This window comes from Paenibacillus sp. RC67, from assembly GCF_030020805.1.
Taxonomy (GTDB): domain Bacteria; phylum Bacillota; class Bacilli; order Paenibacillales; family NBRC-103111; genus Paenibacillus_S.
Genome location: NZ_CP125098.1, coordinates 2114122 through 2132057, shown reverse-complemented (window position 1 = coordinate 2132057; position 17936 = coordinate 2114122). Strand labels below are relative to the sequence as shown.

The following is a 17936-nucleotide window of genomic DNA, read 5'->3' as shown; positions in this document are numbered from 1 at the left end:
TCTCCGATACACTTCTTAACAAATCTCATTTCCTTAATGACTAAATGACTGCCACACCACCGGATTATGCTTGGTGATACGAAATGCAATCCACGATATGATCATTCACCATTCCCGTCGCCTGCATAAAAGCGTAGCATATAGTCGTTCCGACAAACTTAAAGCCTCGCTTCTTCAGGTCCTTGCTCATGGCATCGGATTGTGGGGTGCTGGCAGGCACTTCACTTAATGTTGTCCAATGATTTTGTATTGGGCTGCCGCCAACAAACTGCCAAATATACGCATCGAAGCTCCCGAACTGCTCCTGAACCTTCAAAAAAGCTTGCGCATTCGCTATAGCTGCCTGCACCTTTAACCTATTGCGAATGATCCCTTCGTTAGACAACAGCTCTGCCACTTTAGCTTCATCATAACGAGCGACCTTTACCGGATCGAATCCATCGAACGCAAGACGGTAATTATCCCGTTTCTTCAGCACTGTATACCAGCTTAGTCCGGCTTGCGCTCCTTCGAGTACAAGCATCTCAAACAGCTTCTGTTCTTCATGAACAGGGATGCCCCATTCTTTATCATGATAATCTTTATATAGTGGATCTTGATTTACCCATCCACATCGCCTAATTTCCTCCATGTCAGCCTCCAGTTCATATGTTACTTCCATCATACCACAAAAAACCGGACAAGTGTTCGCCCCATTATAATATAACATTTAAAGGGTGAGCTTGGTTATTTAGCTCCCATTTGGATCAAACCGATCAAGATATTTTTTGCTTCTTACATGAACGCAAAAAAGGGGGCTGCCTGCACAGCCCCCTTTTATTAGTTCTTAGTTACGCCCGTTGGAATGTCCATCATCTTTGGGGTCGTGATTGCCATTACCCCCGTGGTTTCCATTTTCATTGCCACCATGATCTCCACTGTCATTATCACCGTGGTTTCCGTTACCATCTCCACCATGGTTTCCATCATCATGCCCGTTATTGTTACCCTTTTTATTAGCAACAACCTCCCAAGTGATTGGATCCGAGCGGTTGCCAGCCAAATCGATAGCCTCCACGACAATTCGATTTCTTCCTTGTTTCAAAGGCACGACTACGGAGTAAGTCAGGTTTGCATTCACTTTAGCCACATATCCGTTAGCCGTGACGGTTCCCGGTTCACTAATTTTACCCGTGATGGTGTAGTTTCCTACCTCAACCTGATCATCCTTGCCGTTGCCATGACTGCCTTGAGGATTGTCGATAGTCACGACAGGTTTCACCGTATCATACGTAATTGTCACTTTCTTAGGCTCGGCATTGTTACCTAAAGTATCTACGGCTGTTACTATAAATTCGTTTATACCTTTGACCAGATTCACCATTTGGTTAAATGTTAAATTTGAATTGACCGCAGCTTCTTTTCCGTTAATGTATACTCTCCCCGGCTCACTGATCGTCCCCGAGATCGAATACACAGCAGTAGAAACAGAGACATTGGACTGATTGAGTCTTAGCTCCGGTACGATCGAGTCTACAAACAACATTAGGGAAACGGGTTCTGCCGGCGTTCCTGTCGAATCGACCGCTTCTACCTTTATTGAATTGCTGCCTTGATTCAGATTTACGGTTGTCGAAAACTTCAAATCAGCACCTAAAGGCACCGCATTTCCATTCACCTTTACAGAAGCCGCACGACTTACGCTGCCAGAGATTCCATAAGTCGCTTGAGTTACGGAACCGCTTTGTTGATCCAGATGAATGACCAATGGGCCTGAAGGGGTTACTGATACGGGAGCAGCATAATCGCCCTCTATCTTATTGTTCACTGCTGCCACAGCGTACTTATACGTAGTGTCATACGTTAAGCCTTTATCCATATAGCTTAAATCCGCTTGGGTGGATGCGATCCACTTAAACCTGCCGTTATCCCCTTCGCTGCGGTACAAATTATAGGAGGTTGCTCCCGGTAAAGCCGACCAACTAATCTGTGCTGAATTTCCATATACGGCTGCCGTTACTCCAGTTGGTGCTCCCATCGCCGGAACGCCAATTCGAACGTTATCGATATATTCGTTTACTTTGTCTTTGGCAGAGGACAAGAAATCAATCGCGCTTAGCTTCGCGGCATCCGGCCAGCCTTTGTCCTTATGGAATGGGATCGTTCCCGTTGTAACTCCGTTAATGAATACCTCGGCCATTTGCGTCTTGATATCCGCTACGACCTTAACGTGATACCATGTATTTGGTTTAAATTCATTGTTGGTAGGCAGTGGAACCGCCTTACCATTGCTAGTGTCCGTGTTGCGGTAATAGAAGCAATAAGAAGTTGGACAACCCGCTCCATAACCCGAGAAAATCTCGACGTATTGCTTACCGAAGGCCGTATCGAGCAATCGCAGTACCCTTGGATAATCAGCCCCTGCCGTTTGCATCACGTCCACTTCCGCAATAACAGTTCCTTGCTGTGCAGGGAATGCTTTGGAAGCCCGCGTTTGACTCGCGCTGTCGTCGTACAAATTAAGCAGCTTGCCCGAATCATTGCCTGCTGGCGAGCTTGGCACTTCATCTACCAAAATATGATTTTCGTCGGTTCCCGGAATCGGCCGACTATCGTACCCTTCCGGTTGGGAGCCTACCGTCAAACTTTCAAAATCGTCGTGGATGAGAATAACCTCAGCCGGTGTCCCAAGCAGAGCCCCGTTACGTTCCTCAGAATATTCGAGACTTTCCCCCGCAGCATTCGCCGCTTTGATCACATAAAAATAATTCACACCCGCTTCAACCTGAGTATCCAAATATTCATTGGATGAAACCGTTGCTACTGTCGTATAAGGCCCTCCTGGTGTCAGGCTTCGTTTGACCTGGTAGCTCGTTGCTCTCTCTGCCGGTGACCAGGATACAAGCAAATCCGAGGTTCCGCGTGATACCGCTACTCCGGTAGGACGATAAGGCACAGGAGCAATAGTTTCGAATTTCACTTGAGAAAAGAGTGATTTATTGTAGTTTTCAATTAAATTGTTTTCCTTGGCCGCATCAGCCATCAAACCAATGTACACTTCATTGGCATCAAAAGGCATCGAACCGATAGACGACCAATTCGTTCCCTCTTGAGAAATGTAACCCGTAACGGTTCCACCGAACTTGACGATCTTCATGTAATACGGTGGATTAATGGAAGGCAGCGGCGGAGTTTCAAGAGTGTCAGCTCCCTCGGTTTCCCTGCTGTAAAATTCAGCAACGTGTCCGTCTCCCCTTACCGCCAATCCCATTAAGCCCATTCGCGCCCCTGGTGTCAGGTTTTCACGGATCATGACTCCTGCTTTAGCCAATGGAGTCGTATGGGTTATTTTATCTATTCGGGCGACCAGTTGTCCGTCGCCATTCAGCTTTTGATAGGCGAATTGAAACGATTCCGGATTTCGCGAAACGTTGCCTGAGCTTTTAACAGTGAACACGCCGTCATTCAGATTTGAATGTCCAGGCAGCCCCGGATTCCCGATATCTACCGCGGTCCAAGGAGCGATATCCCCCGATGCATTGATATGTACCGGAACAGCATCTGAATCCGTCGAGGTGCCAGAATTATCTATCGCTTTTGCCACCAGGAAGTATGTTCCCTCCGGAACATTTGACCATGTAAATTGGTACGGGGCCGTATCATCTTCACCCAGCTTGATATTGTTGCGGTAAAACTCCACTTTACTGATGGAGCCATCAGGATCTGCTGCTTGGGCGTTGATGGTGATCGTGGTCCCCATGTCAGTAATCGTATTGATCGATGGTGTCGTAATTTGAACGGTCGGATTTTGTGATCCGCTGCCAACTATGGAGTTGAGGTATTTTTCCAGATTCGTATACCCGTCTCCGTCAACATCACCGTTTCGATCCTCAGGATCATTAGGATTTAGTCCATGAGCGAGCTCCCAATCATCGGGCATTCCGTCATGATCCGTATCCAATGGAGCCGGAGTGCTGTTCAAAATAGGCCAACCGCCGACTTCAGCAGGTGAGTTGATTTGTCTGCCAGTACGGTTGCGAACGTCATTAATGATACGGGAGTCGACAGAATCGCGTTTAGGCAAGATAGCTCCTGCCTGAGCAAGCACAAGCTCATACGTCTCCTCAGGCGTATGAGTCGTTACAGGGAATGCCGGTACCGGCTCGTATAGCCTCGTATTGGTAGGAGTAAAATCATGCACACCAAGCCAGTTATCCGTCGTTACGCTTGGCGAACCATCGATGTAATTGCCATCAATGTACCATTGGCCATTCAAGCCTAGCTCATCTAACACCAAATCTCTTTTCGTCAGATCTGTGTCTGGACCGTATTTATTGTAATTGTTAATCATGTTCACATTGGCGCTGCCGCCGCCGTATGCGGTTTTGTAGTTCCAGTTGTAGACGACATTGTTACGATAATCCAGACTTCTTTTATCCTCTTCCGTTCTGCCTTTAAATCTTGGATTACGACTGCTGTTATGAACCAGTAAATTATGATGATAGGATGTATTCCCAGCTCCCCACAAGCCACCGAAGCCATGGCGACCCTTTTCATGCTTGGACATGTGCAAGGCTTCACCAATGATGGACCATTGTACAGATAGATTGTCGGTCGTCTGCGGCGACAGTACTTCATCGATGGCCCATTCGAACGAGCAGTGGTCGATGATAATATTTTTGCGACCATCTATCGACATCGAATCCCCCTCTGCCGGAGATTCATCTCCCATACGAAAACGTAAATAACGCATAATGATATTATCCGCTTTCACATAGACCGAATAATTGTTAATGCTAATCCCGTCACCAGGCGCAGTTTGCCCGGCTATCGTCAGATTGGAGCCAGTAATGTTGAGCGACGATGCGAGTTGAATATTTCCCGATACCCTGAACACGATCATCCGGTTGCTTTGACTTACCGCATCCCTCAGAGAGCCAGGACCGGAGTCGTTCAAATTCGTGACCTCGTACACCGTTCCCCCGCGGCCGCCTGTCGTGTACATGCCTCCCCCTTCGGCTCCCGGAAATGCAGGCAGCGCCGAGCTGGAGTTCTGTGCATCAGCAGCATAGGCCGGAATGGATGAAGCAAGGATTACGACAGATAACAAGGATGAGCAGAGCAGCTTTCTTATTTTCAATAAAGTTACCTCCCTACGGTCAATTAGTCATCGTTTTGTATAGAAGAGAATCATGGTAGCGTTTACAATATTGACCTCCTTTCTTCGAGCACACCTGCAGCGGAACCCACAGTAAGCATCGTTTCTGGATGGAAAGAATAGGCTGCAATTTCAGCTTAAACACATTATTCCAAGTAACCTATAGGGCTTTTTTTTCATTGAATAGGGGGATCACACTAATCTAGAGTATATTTTACTGAGGCGGAATTTCTCTCTCTTTCGTATAAGCGGCGGGGGACTTCCCAGTCTCTCTTTTGAATACTTTATGAAAATAGGATGGATCGCAATATCCCAAGTAATCGGAAATATCCCCTATCGTGCGCTGAGAATGAGTCAGCAAATAAATAGCGGTTTTCATCCGTAAGCCATGTACATATTCACCTATCGTCTGCCCGGTCACTCCACTGAATAAAGCGGCGGCATAATTAGGACTTTTGTCGATCACTTCTCCCAAGTGTTCCTTCGTCACTTTCTCTCGATAATGATTTTGAACATACGACTTCATCCGTTCGACATGCTGCTCTTTAGCCGATGAAGGCTTGCCCTCATCCAACTCCCGATTCCAGTGCGTTAATACTTCCAACGCCAACGATTGGCACATGGCCTCCCTGTAAGGAAGCTGCTCCCTCCACTCCTCATTCATCATCCGGAAGCGCTGAAAAAGCAATTCATACTTACCGGTCTTCCATTTGCAGCTTTCAGCTGAAGTCAGCAAAGGCAGCAGAGGCGACGCGGAATCGTTCCAGAAGGTAACAACGTACTTCTCATGGGTTACCGTTGGTATACTTTTCCCGTAAAAGGGAACGCCACGCGGGATAAGCAGCAAATCTCCCTTCTCCAGCATGATTTTTTCATGGTTGATCCAATACAGACATTTACCGTAGCTTACGAGAACCAACACATACCACGGAGCCCCTTCCTCATACTCTTCAAACCAATGAACCCCTGTATCCTGGTGTACGTTTTCGATGTAGATCATGCTGGATCACCTCTTAAAAAATTTGTAGCGCAGCATTAACTTGCCATGCATCTGTTGTCCGTTTTACATACTAAACCATCATACTATTATACATTTAGCATACTATGTTTCATAGTATTCTTCGACAAATTTCCCTACAATGAGTTCCAACAGCACATATACAGAGGAGTGGAACTGACTATGACACGCAAAACAAAAATTTTATGTACTATGGGACCTGCCTGTGATTCTGTCGAAACTTTGAAAGAATTGATCCGTTCTGGAATGAACGGCGCACGTATTAACATGGCTCACGGAGAACTGTCCGATCATGCCGGAAGAATCGCCAGAGTTCGCCAGGCTGCAGAAGAACTCGGAGCAACAATATCAATTCTAATCGATATTAAAGGACCCGAAATTCGTACAGGCTTGCTGGAGGAAGCATCCTACGAGCTTCGTACAGATGAGACGATTACATTGACAACCGAGCAAATCAAAGGAACGGCAAAACGGATTTCCGTATCTTACCCGCAGTTAACCCAGGATGTCACGGTGGGTTCACGCGTGTTGATTGACGACGGTTTGATTGAGTTAAAGGTCGAATCGATCGAAGGAACAGAGATTGAGTGCCGTATTTTGAACGGCGGTATTATCAAGTCGCGTAAAGGCGTCAACTTGCCAGGTGTGCGCACCTCGCTGCCAGGCGTAACGGAAAGAGACGTTCTCCACATTCAATTCGCGGTTGAGCAAAATGCCGACTTTATCGCTGCTTCTTTCGTCCGTAAAGCAAGTGACATTTTGGAGATCCGACGCATTCTCGAAGAAAAAAACGCCTCCCACATTCACATCATTTCGAAAATTGAAAATGAGGAAGGCGTAGTCAACCTGGATGAAATATTGGAAGCATCCGACGGTCTTATGGTCGCTCGGGGTGACCTCGGGGTAGAAATTCCGGTAGAGGATGTGCCGATCATCCAAAAGCAAATGATTCAAAAGAGCAATGCGGTCGGCAAAACCGTCATTACCGCAACGCATATGCTCGATTCGATGCAATCGAATCCTCGTCCTACACGGGCTGAAGCCAGTGACGTAGCCAATGCCGTATACGACGGCACGGATGTGCTTATGCTATCAGGTGAAACGGCTGCTGGGAAATATCCTGTCGAATCCGTTCGTACGATGGCTGCTATCGCTACAAATATTGAAGAAGTGCTGCCTTACGAAGAGATGCTGACCAACAAATCGGAGCTTCGAAAAACGATCACTGAAGTCATCAGTCGTGCTGCCGTAAGCTCGTCGCTCGACTTGAACGCTAAAGCAATTATCACACCGACCGAAAGCGGATTTAGTGCGAGAATGGTATCCAAATACCGTCCTAAATCACCTATTATCGCCGTTACCGCAAACGATTGGGTACAGCGCAGACTGACATTGTGCTGGGGAGTAACTCCGGTTCAAGGTCCAAAAGTGGAATCCACCGACGCTATGTTTGAATCCGCGATGAAAGCCGGCGTACAGTCCGGAATTATTGAATCCGGTGATCTTGTTGTCGTATCGGCGGGAGTGCCTGTAGGTCAATCCGGTTCGACCAACTTGATCAAAATTCAACACGTATAAAAAAACAATAACAAGCAGCAGGTCCTGTTTCAGGCTCCGCTGCTTGTTTTATTAATTTAATTATTTATTAGAAAATAGTCGGTACAGCACCATTGCCGCTTCAGCTCTGGTTAGAGCCCCTGTTGGGTTCAATCGTAATTGATTATCGCCTTGTACTAGGTCGCGCTGCAGCAAGACAGCCATTGCTTCCCTTGCATACCCAGAAACAAGTGCTCCATCCTTAAAGTCGGATAACCGTTTCACAGAAGAAGCCGTCGGCATTTCCCCACTATACATTGCTTTAGCAATCATCACTGCTGCATCTTGGCGTTTAACCGTCTTTGCTGGCTCAAAACAATCGTCATTCGTGCCTTCAATCCATCCTGCTTTGTAGCCCGCTTGTATCCACCTGTATTCCCAAGAGTCCGAGACAACATCACTGAACGGCAGCATATATTCCGCCTTAGATTCGGTTAATCCTCCATCAGCTGTACTTACAAGCAGCTTGACAAACTCCGCTCTTGTAATAAAATCGTCAGGACGGAATATAAATGGACCTTGTCCTTCTACAATACCTTTGGCAGCCATAGAGGAAACAGCTCTGGAGGCCCAGTGGGAAGCCGGAAGATCATCAAATGCAACCGGATTCGGCAATACCGCATACGTACTGAAATGATCCGTACTGAAGCTCATGCTGCCTGTCGACGCGTCGTATCTTCCCGCTCTGTTCTCTTTTTCACCTGTATCAGAAATATAAAAAACGGTAAGCAAATCCGTAGCTTCATTGAGGGCAGCTTGATAAGGAAGCTGAACCTGCACAGGTGTAAAGAAATTTGTTATGGATTTCTCTCTTCCTTCCTTCGATATTGCTTGCAGCTTTAGTTCAAACTCCGGATATCGAGCAGATAAGCTATTGCGTACTTCAAGTTGCAGCAACTCAGCATCCTGTAACGGTAAAGCATTCGCTAGCCATTGAATTGATACTTCGTTGACTTGTGTGAGCACTGTCCATCCCGATGCGAATAGGGATGCTGGCAATCTAAGCAAAACAGGCAAGTCCTGCGATGATGATTTTATATGCAGGGTTACGGTCTTTTGATCAAAAGATATGCCTCTTTTAAATAAATGCTCATTCGCTGCAAGCCTGAAAGTATTGGCAGCTTTAAGCTTTCTGTCCAGTTCTTCTAAGGTTAACGCTGCAATGAATCGATCTGGTGATGGCGTAGCCAGGATATCAAAAGTGTATGCAGAATTTAACAGGCCTGCCGCTGCTTGCGTCAATTCGCTGTCGGTTTTGCTAACCTGCAAAAGATGGTCCAGCTTCACCAACATTGAAGCTACTGTGGATCCACCACTCGTGCCTCCGTCACTTCCGCCTCCACTCGTGCCTCCGTCGCTTCCGCCTCCGCTCGTGCCTCCGTCGCTTCCACCTCCGCTCGTACCTCCGTCGCTTCCGCCTCCACTCGTGCCTCCGTCGCTTCCGCCTCCTCCGGTGTTTCCACCACTTCCGCCTCCTCCGGTGTTTCCGCCACTTCCGCCTCCTCCGGTGCTTCCGTCGCTTCCGCCTCCGCTTCCGTCACTTCCGCCTCCGCTAGTACCGGGCTGGGCGGCAACGCTGACCTCGCTGAAGGCTCGTTCTGTTCCGTCAGCTGTACGCACCGTAACGGTCGCTGCTCCGGGAGCTATCGCGGTAACATGCCCGTATACGTCAACCGTTACGGATTGTGCATTCGACGTTTCATAGACAAGAGTGCCGTTCACGGCACCGATCGGAGCAACTGAGCCAAGCAGCGAAGCCGTTTCACCGACCTTCAAAGACAATGCTTCCGGTGTCACCGTTACCCGCTCGGCCATTGGAACGAACGAATACACCTTAACATCGTCGATATAAACTGGCGCGTCGACTGCTCCATAGCTGGTGCTGAAGCGGATGCCATCGATAGGGCCGCCTTGATTCCAGAATGGCGCATCCACAGCTGCCTGCTGCCCATCCAAGTACACTTGAAACTGTTGTTTACTAATATCTACATCGAGCTTCACCGTATGCCAGTTTAATACAGGAACCTTAACCAAATCGGTCGTTACATTCCCAGGACCGGTTAACTTCAAGGTGCCATTCGAGCTGAGCTTGGCTACCGAGGTATTGCCGCTCATCAGCTCAAAGGCTGAGAACTTGCCGGTATTTTTCTCATAAAAGCGCCACTCCACTCCAAGCTTCCCGGACTGGGGAACAAAAGTTTTTAACGCCGAATCAGAAAACTTGGCATCGTTATCGTTTAGCAGCAAGCTTTTGTTCACAGCAGACGGCATATCCTGAACGGATACTTCCGCAGTTGCCGCTTTATCGGCTATCGTCCATCCTGCGGGCTTGGAGCCTGTCGCAGCATCGTTGAACGTTTCATTCACCAGAGGTACGGCGCCAAATTTGTAGATAATGAAATTGTCGAGATAGAGAACTGATGAAGCGTCCTGCATGCCGGTTTGAATTTGCAGGGAGTCAACCCCGCTGCCAGGATGGCTGAATTCCGCCCTCCATGCCACCAATTTACCGTTCAAGTACAGATCATATTGGTTAGCCGCCGGATCAATCCGCAGCTTGAGCAAGTTCCACTGATTAGCGGAAACATCGGCTATGGGCACCTTCATCCCGTCAGACTTGATTCGGCTCAGCTTGTCGCCTGCTTGTAGTGTTATGACCGGAGTTGTACCGTCCATCAGCTCGAAGGTATGAGTGGCTCCGGCCAATGTGGAAGCAAAGCTCCATTCCATGTCTACCTTGCCTGTTTGCTTCAGAAACGGCCGTTTGGCGGTCACTATCCCCGCGCTGTTCCGGTCTATCAATCGCAGCGCTAACCCGTCTGTATTGGACAAGGGTACCAAAGCAGCAGATGTATTTCTGTCCGTAGATATGCTCCACTCCAACGGCTGATTCCCCTGAATTTGATCGTCAAAGACGTCATAAACATGGGTGATCGGTTCGACCTCAGGCAGCGGAGCCGGGAGATTAACCGGTTCGTGAATAGGCGTTTCCGGCTCTGGTCTTGGCTTGAGCGGGTCCGTATCGAACACTACATTCAGCGAATTTCCTAGGGTGCCTCCAGTATTGATCGTTATTTTAATGGTAGGTGCAAGCTGGGTAACGAACACTTGAGGATCTGAAGACAGCACTGCCGCTGCCGACCGGTTCAACTCCAGCTCAATAGTTCCCGTATTTTCAAGCGTCGGATCGGATACCGCCAGCTCCAACCGGTTAGATCCTGCCTGTTCACGAACCATAACGGATGCCTGTCTATTGCTCGTTATGAAATCCACTTTTTTCAAGGCGTCCTTCCAGAAATGAACACCCGTAATCTGGAGATTCTTTTCGTACACTGCTTGAGCATCCGGCGAGTTCTCCAGTATCGTAACACTTGGATTAGCCGAGTATGCGCCTGTCCCCGCAGCCGAACGATTCGGCAGCAAGATGTAGCTGTACGTCTCGTTGTGCGGATTGCTTCCATGATTCAGCCACATCGTCATAAAACGGTTCGTTCTCGGATCGGTCGAAATCGATGGATTATCATTAATGTCCTTCCAGGCTCCAGTACGCTGTTCTCTCAGCATATTAAGGTTTGCAGTACCCGGGAACACATACCCAATGTCCGATCCTGGGACGTTGCCTGATAAATGCGCCCAATGCACCCCATTCTTGACTTCAGACCAGCCCAGAGCAGAAGACATCCGCACGCCGTCCATAATAAAATCGTTATTACCTGCTGCATTCAGCTTCCGCTGCTCAATCGTCGTTTCAATGGGACGGTTATCACTACTGCTGATCCCAGAGCCGAGCGCAACAATCTCGTTGTCAAACATGAACCAGGATTTATTCGCCGTGAGCGTAGTCCCGATTTGCTGCAGGTTCATTCCTGACGACCCATAAGCGCCAAGTGTTACTCCGCCTGCCCAAGCATTGCTAGGCGTGCCCTCTCCGTCCCCGTATTGATAATTGGGCACTGTTCTTTCCCTCGTATCTACTGTAGTTCCGGGCAGCCGGTACAAATTGACGGTAGGCCAGAAATCGCCCATGTACTGGCTTGCATCCCCGTTGTACAAATACGTCATTCCGTCACCGGTATACCAGCCCTTGCCGTTCTCTCCATTGGTCAGCTCATAGGTTTGAATCCGTTTTGAACTCTTGCTGACGCCGAAAGCGTAATCCTGCCCGCGGTGGACCGACCGTGCCATGGCATTCAATTCAAAATGCGAAGGATCGTCCCCTTTAGCGGCAATAGAAGGATCAGCCATCCACTGCTTCACCGTCTGCATCGTCTCGATATCCGTTATTTGCTTGTAATAGTTATAAGTCGGATTCGCCAGCAAGTAATGCTTAATCAAGCTCTTGATCGCCTCTGCATCCTGCTGCGGAGCGAATTGGGCCAGTCGGGCCACCGCTCCGATGATGCCGCCGGCTGCTGTGTTGCCGGTGTTGTTTTCCCTCGCGATTGCGCGGCCGCGCACCATATCCATCACTTGCCCGTTGTAAATGACCGGAGCAAAAGCATCCTTAACCCATCGGTACACATTGGCTGCTTGAGGATCCGTCACGCTCCAAGTCGTCCCCTGCAGCATAAAGAGCAAATTGCCCACTCCGCGAATCAACACTTCACCGTAGCTTCCCGTATAAGCAACTGTGGAGTGCTGGACGAACGATCCATCCTCATAAAACCCGTCACCTGCGATCACATACGGGAACAATGGGCTCATTTGATCACGGACATTGCCAAGCCGTACCGTGTCTTTTTGGACGATTCCCATAAGCAGCTCCGCCGTCAAAATATCCGTCCGGTTGGCGCCGGTCTGCGTAAAAGTCGGGAGAGAAATATCGCCGATATAATGATCCATCGTTCGGATATACCGCTCAATTTGATCCTTTGTCAAATCATCGTACAGCAGCACCATAAGATCCGCGAGCTTAAGCGGAACGCCAATCTGCCAATTCCACCAGTTACCATACTGATTCCCGGATTCGTTATATTGATCGCGGTAAAGAAACTCCATGGCTTCCACAATATCGTCTCTCAGACCATAATGATGATACAACGCTCCGCCTTTCATGGAATAAGCAAGTGCCATCGTCTTCAATCTCGTATAATTGCTGGTCACAAAATCAGATGTATCTGAAGATGAAAGAATGTCATCCCACAACAAAGTACGGTCCGCGTTCGTATGGAGCGTACTCCAATACTGGGCTGCATTGCTGTTGGTCGAATAGACAATAGCTGTGATATCGGAATCATTCCTATCGAATGAAGTGCCTCCGTCAAGCGTCTTTTTCCATTTGAGCCGCAGCCGGTCGTACTCGTTTCCTTCGTTCGCGTCACGCTGCCTTACGGTGACCAGAGAGACAGCTGTCTTACCGCCATCCTGAGAGGTTACCGTAATGGATGCGGTTCCGGGCTTCCAGGATTGAATCCTGCCTGCTGCATCCACGGATGCAACATCCGGTTGGCTCGATGACCAAGTCACATTCCGATTCGTCGCATCGGACGGCGTGAAACGTGGCCTTAAAGTGACTTCATCCTTCACATCCATGTCAATGTTCGATGGCAGTGCTATGGACTGCACGGGGACGGAAGCGATGCTTACCGTTACGACGGTAGAGGCCGTCTTCCCTCCGTCTACCGCTCTAGCGGTAATGATCGCTTGACCTGTCGATACTCCGGTCACGACACCGGATGCATCCACGGTTGCAACCTCAGGCTTGTCAGTGGACCACTCGGGACGAGGATCGCTGGCATTCGCCGGCTCAATCACAGCCTGAAGCGGGACCTTGGAGCCCACAGCTGCCTGTGCCGTTGGAGGAAGCACGACACTTTGTACCGGGACATACGTCTTAACCGACACCTCCGTCGAAGCGGTCTGGCTTCCATCTAACGCACGAGCCGTTATGATCGAAGTCCCATTGCTGATACCGCTTACAATTCCCCGATCATCCACCATCGCCACCGCCGGATTGCTTGAGGACCATTGAATCCGCTGGTCGGAAGGATCAGCCGGTGTCCAAAGTAGAGAAGCAGTAGCGGAAATCGAGCTTCCCGAAGCAACAGACATGCTGGCTGGAAGTGCAATGCCATCTACCGGAGCAAACTCTGATATCTTTACATCATCGACGACCATACTACCTACGGAGCCGTCAGCTCCCGTCTGGGAGAATTTAATGGAAGAAATTTTATCCCACTGTGCAGGAAGAGCTGCGCCAAGGAGTACAGGCTGATCATCCAAGAACACATCCATCAAGCGGTTCGTATTGTCTACGAAGGCCCGCAGCTTATACCACGTATTCGCCTTATAAGCCCCGATATCCTTAGTGTTAGCTTTCATTTTCCCTGCTGCATCCACAGATAGAGGTGTTACATAAATGCCGCTGGAGCTTTTTAATTCAAACGCACTGCGGGGATGGGTTGTATCGGAAAACATAGTACTGGACTCCAATACAACTTTACCGCCTATCGGCGTGGATAGCGTTCTTGCCGTATTGACCACCTTAGCGGGGGTCGTAGCCACGAGTCTCAAGCTTCGATCAGTGCGGCCGTAAACAACTTCCCCTACCGCATAATCGCCTGTCGCGACATTTACATTGTACATTCCCCAGTTGCCTCCGGTTTCCGCTGTCGGTCCTGCCGTAGAAGGCGTTGTAGGATAAGAATCAAAAGTAACTTTCACATAAACCGTGCCCGCCGCTTTTACTTCCTCATACCATGCCCATACAGAAAACGATGAGAATAGAAGCGTAAAAATAAGAAATCTGGATACAAAAGCCGTAAACCCCTTCCATTGCTTCAACATGCTTTACCCTCCTTCAATTTTGCTTTGAAACGTCAACCTTATGTATGCGCTATCAATTCCTTTCAAAAAAATAGGAGTGTATAGGGAAAATAACCTGCACGCACTATGGCGTGATCAGGTTATTTCTGCTACCGTCTTGCCAACTGACATAATAGAATGAACCAGCTACACTTCAAATGGATCACCCATTCTAATGAGCCACTCTTGAAGCTCTGTATTCAACTCCTGTGCTGCCGGATGCTGGGAGGCTCTCTGCATCAATAACGGATTCAGCTGATAAGGATCCTCCTCCAGATCATAGAGCAATCTCAAGCAAAAATCCGGATCTACCGCCGAATAGCCCCGATGCACGACATAGGTGTATTTCCGGTCGCGGACTCCCCGCCATCCATAAAGCTTGTTATCAAGCCCTTGGGCTGCAAATTGTTCCATTACATCTTTACGCCCAGGAAAGGCACACAGGAAGGCGGGATGATCCGGGACCGGCTCTAATCCAAGCACCGTGCCCGAATAGTCTCCGCCTTCCACTGTGGATGGAACCTCCAATCCTGCAAGCCCCAGCAGCGTTGGCATAATATCTACGCTGTTGAACAATAAATCCGTTCTTCCTGCTTCTATCTTCTCCGGCCATTTCATGAGGCAAGGAATGCCGATGGATTCCTCATGCCACGAGTGCTTGGCCATTAATCCGTGAGCTCCCATCAGCTCTCCATGATCCGAGGACAGCACGACCAGCGTATTTTGTTCCAAGCCAAGCTCTTTAAGCGTGTGTACGATTCTTCCGAATTGCTCGTCGATTCCTGTAACTGCTGCGCAGTAATCTCTCATATACCGTTCCAGATTGTCCATTCCATCCTCAATGGGTTCTCCTGTATGAGCGACTAGCCCTTCCGCTTTCACATTGGGACGCCACTTCAACGGAACGTCCTTATACTGCTCTTTATACTTTTCCGGCACTTGATCAAACGGACTATGCGGAGGGTTCCAAGACACGAACAAGGCAAATGGGGCTTCTTGATCGCTTTGCTGACGCAAATAGCTTATCGCCACATCCGTCTCATGCTCAACGGACCATTGGTTGACCTGAATCATATCAGGCGTGTCTTTCCAATAATGGGGTGTCAAATGCTCGTCATAAGTTCCGTAAGAATACCAGAAATCAAAGCCGTGCCTTTTCGGCCCCGGGGGCGTGTAAGCATCCCAGCCTTCAGCACCGGACACGGGATGCTCCGTTACATTTTGCTCAGGAAGATCCAGATGCCATTTGCCAATATAACCTGTACAGTACCCAGCTTTCTTGAGGACGTCACCCACTCCGATTGCATCTTCTCCAAGAGCGATATCTGCACCGATCTTGCAATTCGTATAAACTCCGTTCGTCTGCGGATACGTTCCCGTCATTAAAGCTGCCCGATGCGGCGAGCACAATGGAGTACAGCTAACAGCATGATCAAAGACGAGACTATCTTCTGCGAATGCATCGATATTAGGTGTCCACACCGTATCCTCCTGCCGATAGCCGACAGCCTGCCTGCGCCATTGGTCTGCGAAGATATAGACGATATTCGGCCTTCTCCCCTTTTGCCCATCACTCGTCACTGCCCATCACCCTTTCACGGCTCCGGCAGAAATGCCTTCAACGAAGTGATCCTGAGCGATAAAGTAAATAATGATGGTCGGAATAATGGCACATACCGCTGCAGCCATAAGCGGAGCGTATTCGGTCGCGTGCTCCGTCTGAAAATGCTGCATTCCAAGCTGAAGCGTAAAGAGCGCATCGTCGTTCAAATAAATTAATGGACCCAGGAAATCATTCCACGAATGCATGAAGGTGAAGATCGTAAGACTTGCGATAGCCGGACGTGTCAGAGGCATAATGATTCGGGCAAAAATGCCGAACTCGCTTAATCCATCGATACGTGCCGCTTCCGACAGCTCCTCGGGAATCGACATATAAAACTGACGGAACAAGAAGACGCCGAACGGACTGAATGCTCCAAGCAAAATCAGCGCCCAATGGGAGTTTAACAGCCCAAAATGCTTCATCAGCAAAAATTGCGGAATCATCATGACCTGAAACGGAATCATCATCGTCGTGATATATAGGAAAAACACTTTGTCCCGTTCAGGAAACCGTACCTTGGCAAAAGCGTACGCGGCCATAGAGCACGTAATGATCTGCAGCAGCGTAGTACTGACAGCAATTTTAATCGTATTAAAATAGTAAGTAAAAAACGGAAGGTCGCTCCATACCTTCGAATAATTCGAGAAGTAGAACTTGCTTGGAATCCATTGAATCGGAAAACCGAACACCTCCGCCTCCGATTTGAAAGAAGCCGATATCATCCATAGGAATGGCAGAATCATTGATCCTGCCACAGCTATTAGCACCAAGTACAATAGCCCTTTGCCAACCCACGCTCCAGACGAGCGGGACAGCTTCAAGGAATGCGGCTGTTTAGAAGTTTGTGTGACTGAATTCATTCTCTTGTCATCCCCGTTCGTCTGTTAGTAGTTGACCCATTTTTTCTGTCCGCGGAATTGAATGATCGTAATCAGGACAATAATAGCAAACATCACATAGGCCATAGCTGATGCATAGCCATATTCGTATCTTTGGAAAGCCGTGTAATAAATATCGTAAACGAGCACATGCGTTGAGCGGCCAGGTCCACCCTTGGTCAGAAGGAATATTAAATCAAATACTTTAAAGGAGTTGATAATGCCCATAATGACCGTGAAAAAAATAACCGGAGAAAGCATCGGCACCGTAATTTTAATGAGCTGCGACAGCTTACCCGCTCCATCGATCTCCGCTGCTTCGTACAAATCCCTCGGAATCCCCTGAAGTCCAGCGAGATACAGAACCATATAGTAGCCGACATTTTGCCAAATCGTTACTATGATGACTGAGAACAACGCCCATTGAGTAGAGGCCAGCCATGCAGGAGGATGGTCTACGCCAATACTTCTTAGCATCCCGTTAATTGGCCCCATCGTCGGATTGAACAACAGCTGCCACACAACCGCAACCGCTATCGTAGCCGTAATATGGGGAAGGAATATCGCTGTACGGAAGATTTTCAGACCTTTGATTCCTTTGTTCAGTGCTACAGCGGCCAAAATAGCCAACAACAGCGTTAGCGGAACCGAAACGACCATCATCACGATACTGTTCAACAGCGAGATGCGGAACGATTCGTCCCCAATCAATCGTTTATAATTATCCAAGCCTGCGAATGTAATAGCTCCGAAGCCGTTCCAATCGGTAAAGCTCATCACAAATGAAGCAATAACCGGAAAGCAGATGAACGTCAGGAAGCCGAGTATATTAGGGAGCAAAAAAGCATACCCTACCAGCCGGTTTCTTCTAGTTAGTGCTCTGGATGCCTGCACGCG

8 protein-coding genes are annotated in these 17936 nt (G+C 48.6%); 1 reads left to right on the top strand and 7 read right to left on the bottom strand.

The genetic code is table 11. The annotated features are described in order from the left end of the window. Nucleotides 1–64 precede the first annotated feature (64 nt). The 3 genes from QMA13_RS09570 to QMA13_RS09560 form a co-directional block, all read right to left on the bottom strand. The gene (locus QMA13_RS09570; protein WP_282941144.1) at nucleotides 65–631 is read right to left on the bottom strand and encodes a DNA-3-methyladenine glycosylase I; all 567 of its coding nucleotides are present in this window, start codon (nucleotides 629–631) and stop codon (nucleotides 65–67) included. A gap of 195 nt (nucleotides 632–826) precedes the next feature. After that, nucleotides 827–5119 carry an Ig-like domain-containing protein gene (locus tag QMA13_RS09565; protein ID WP_282941143.1) on the bottom strand — a complete coding sequence of 1431 codons (4293 nt, stop codon included), beginning with the start codon at nucleotides 5117–5119 and terminating at the stop codon, nucleotides 827–829. 232 nt (nucleotides 5120–5351) lie between these two features. Continuing rightward, nucleotides 5352–6137 carry a helix-turn-helix domain-containing protein gene (locus QMA13_RS09560; protein WP_282941142.1) on the bottom strand — a complete coding sequence of 262 codons (786 nt, stop codon included), beginning with the start codon at nucleotides 6135–6137 and terminating at the stop codon, nucleotides 5352–5354. Nucleotides 6138–6317: 180 nt separating this feature from the next. Here QMA13_RS09560 and pyk point away from each other — a divergent pair, with 180 nt between their 5' ends. Then, entirely contained in the window at nucleotides 6318–7733 is a 1416-nt protein-coding gene (pyk, locus tag QMA13_RS09555) for a pyruvate kinase (protein WP_282941141.1), read from the top strand. Between the two features lie 60 nt (nucleotides 7734–7793). Here the strand turns inward: pyk and QMA13_RS09550 are convergent, their stop codons facing one another. The 4 genes from QMA13_RS09550 to QMA13_RS09535 form a co-directional block, all read right to left on the bottom strand. After that, nucleotides 7794–14537, bottom strand: a complete 6744-nt coding sequence (locus QMA13_RS09550) for a polysaccharide lyase family 8 super-sandwich domain-containing protein (RefSeq protein ID WP_282941140.1) — start codon at nucleotides 14535–14537, stop codon at nucleotides 7794–7796. Nucleotides 14538–14702: 165 nt separating this feature from the next. Further along, entirely contained in the window at nucleotides 14703–16136 is a 1434-nt protein-coding gene (locus tag QMA13_RS09545; protein ID WP_282941139.1) for a sulfatase family protein, read from the bottom strand. 6 nt (nucleotides 16137–16142) lie between these two features. Continuing rightward, a complete protein-coding gene (locus QMA13_RS09540; RefSeq protein WP_282941138.1) occupies nucleotides 16143–17021 on the bottom strand; it encodes a carbohydrate ABC transporter permease in 879 nt (292 codons plus the stop codon). A 24-nt stretch (nucleotides 17022–17045) separates the two neighbouring features. Then, nucleotides 17046–17933 (bottom strand): carbohydrate ABC transporter permease, encoded by an 888-nt coding sequence (locus QMA13_RS09535; RefSeq protein ID WP_028547567.1) that lies wholly within the window; start codon nucleotides 17931–17933, stop codon nucleotides 17046–17048. Nucleotides 17934–17936 lie beyond the last annotated feature (3 nt).

What these genes read in the sequence shown, in the direction of transcription:
- QMA13_RS09570 (WP_282941144.1), bottom strand. Translation starts at nt 631, where the DNA reads ATGGAGGAAATTAGGCGATGTGGATGGGTAAATCAAGATCCACTATAT.
- QMA13_RS09560 (WP_282941142.1), bottom strand. Translation starts at nt 6,137, where the DNA reads ATGATCTACATCGAAAACGTACACCAGGATACAGGGGTTCATTGGTTT.
- pyk (WP_282941141.1), top strand. Translation starts at nt 6,318, where the DNA reads ATGACACGCAAAACAAAAATTTTATGTACTATGGGACCTGCCTGTGAT.
- QMA13_RS09550 (WP_282941140.1), bottom strand. Translation starts at nt 14,537, where the DNA reads ATGTTGAAGCAATGGAAGGGGTTTACGGCTTTTGTATCCAGATTTCTT.
- QMA13_RS09540 (WP_282941138.1), bottom strand. Translation starts at nt 17,021, where the DNA reads ATGAATTCAGTCACACAAACTTCTAAACAGCCGCATTCCTTGAAGCTG.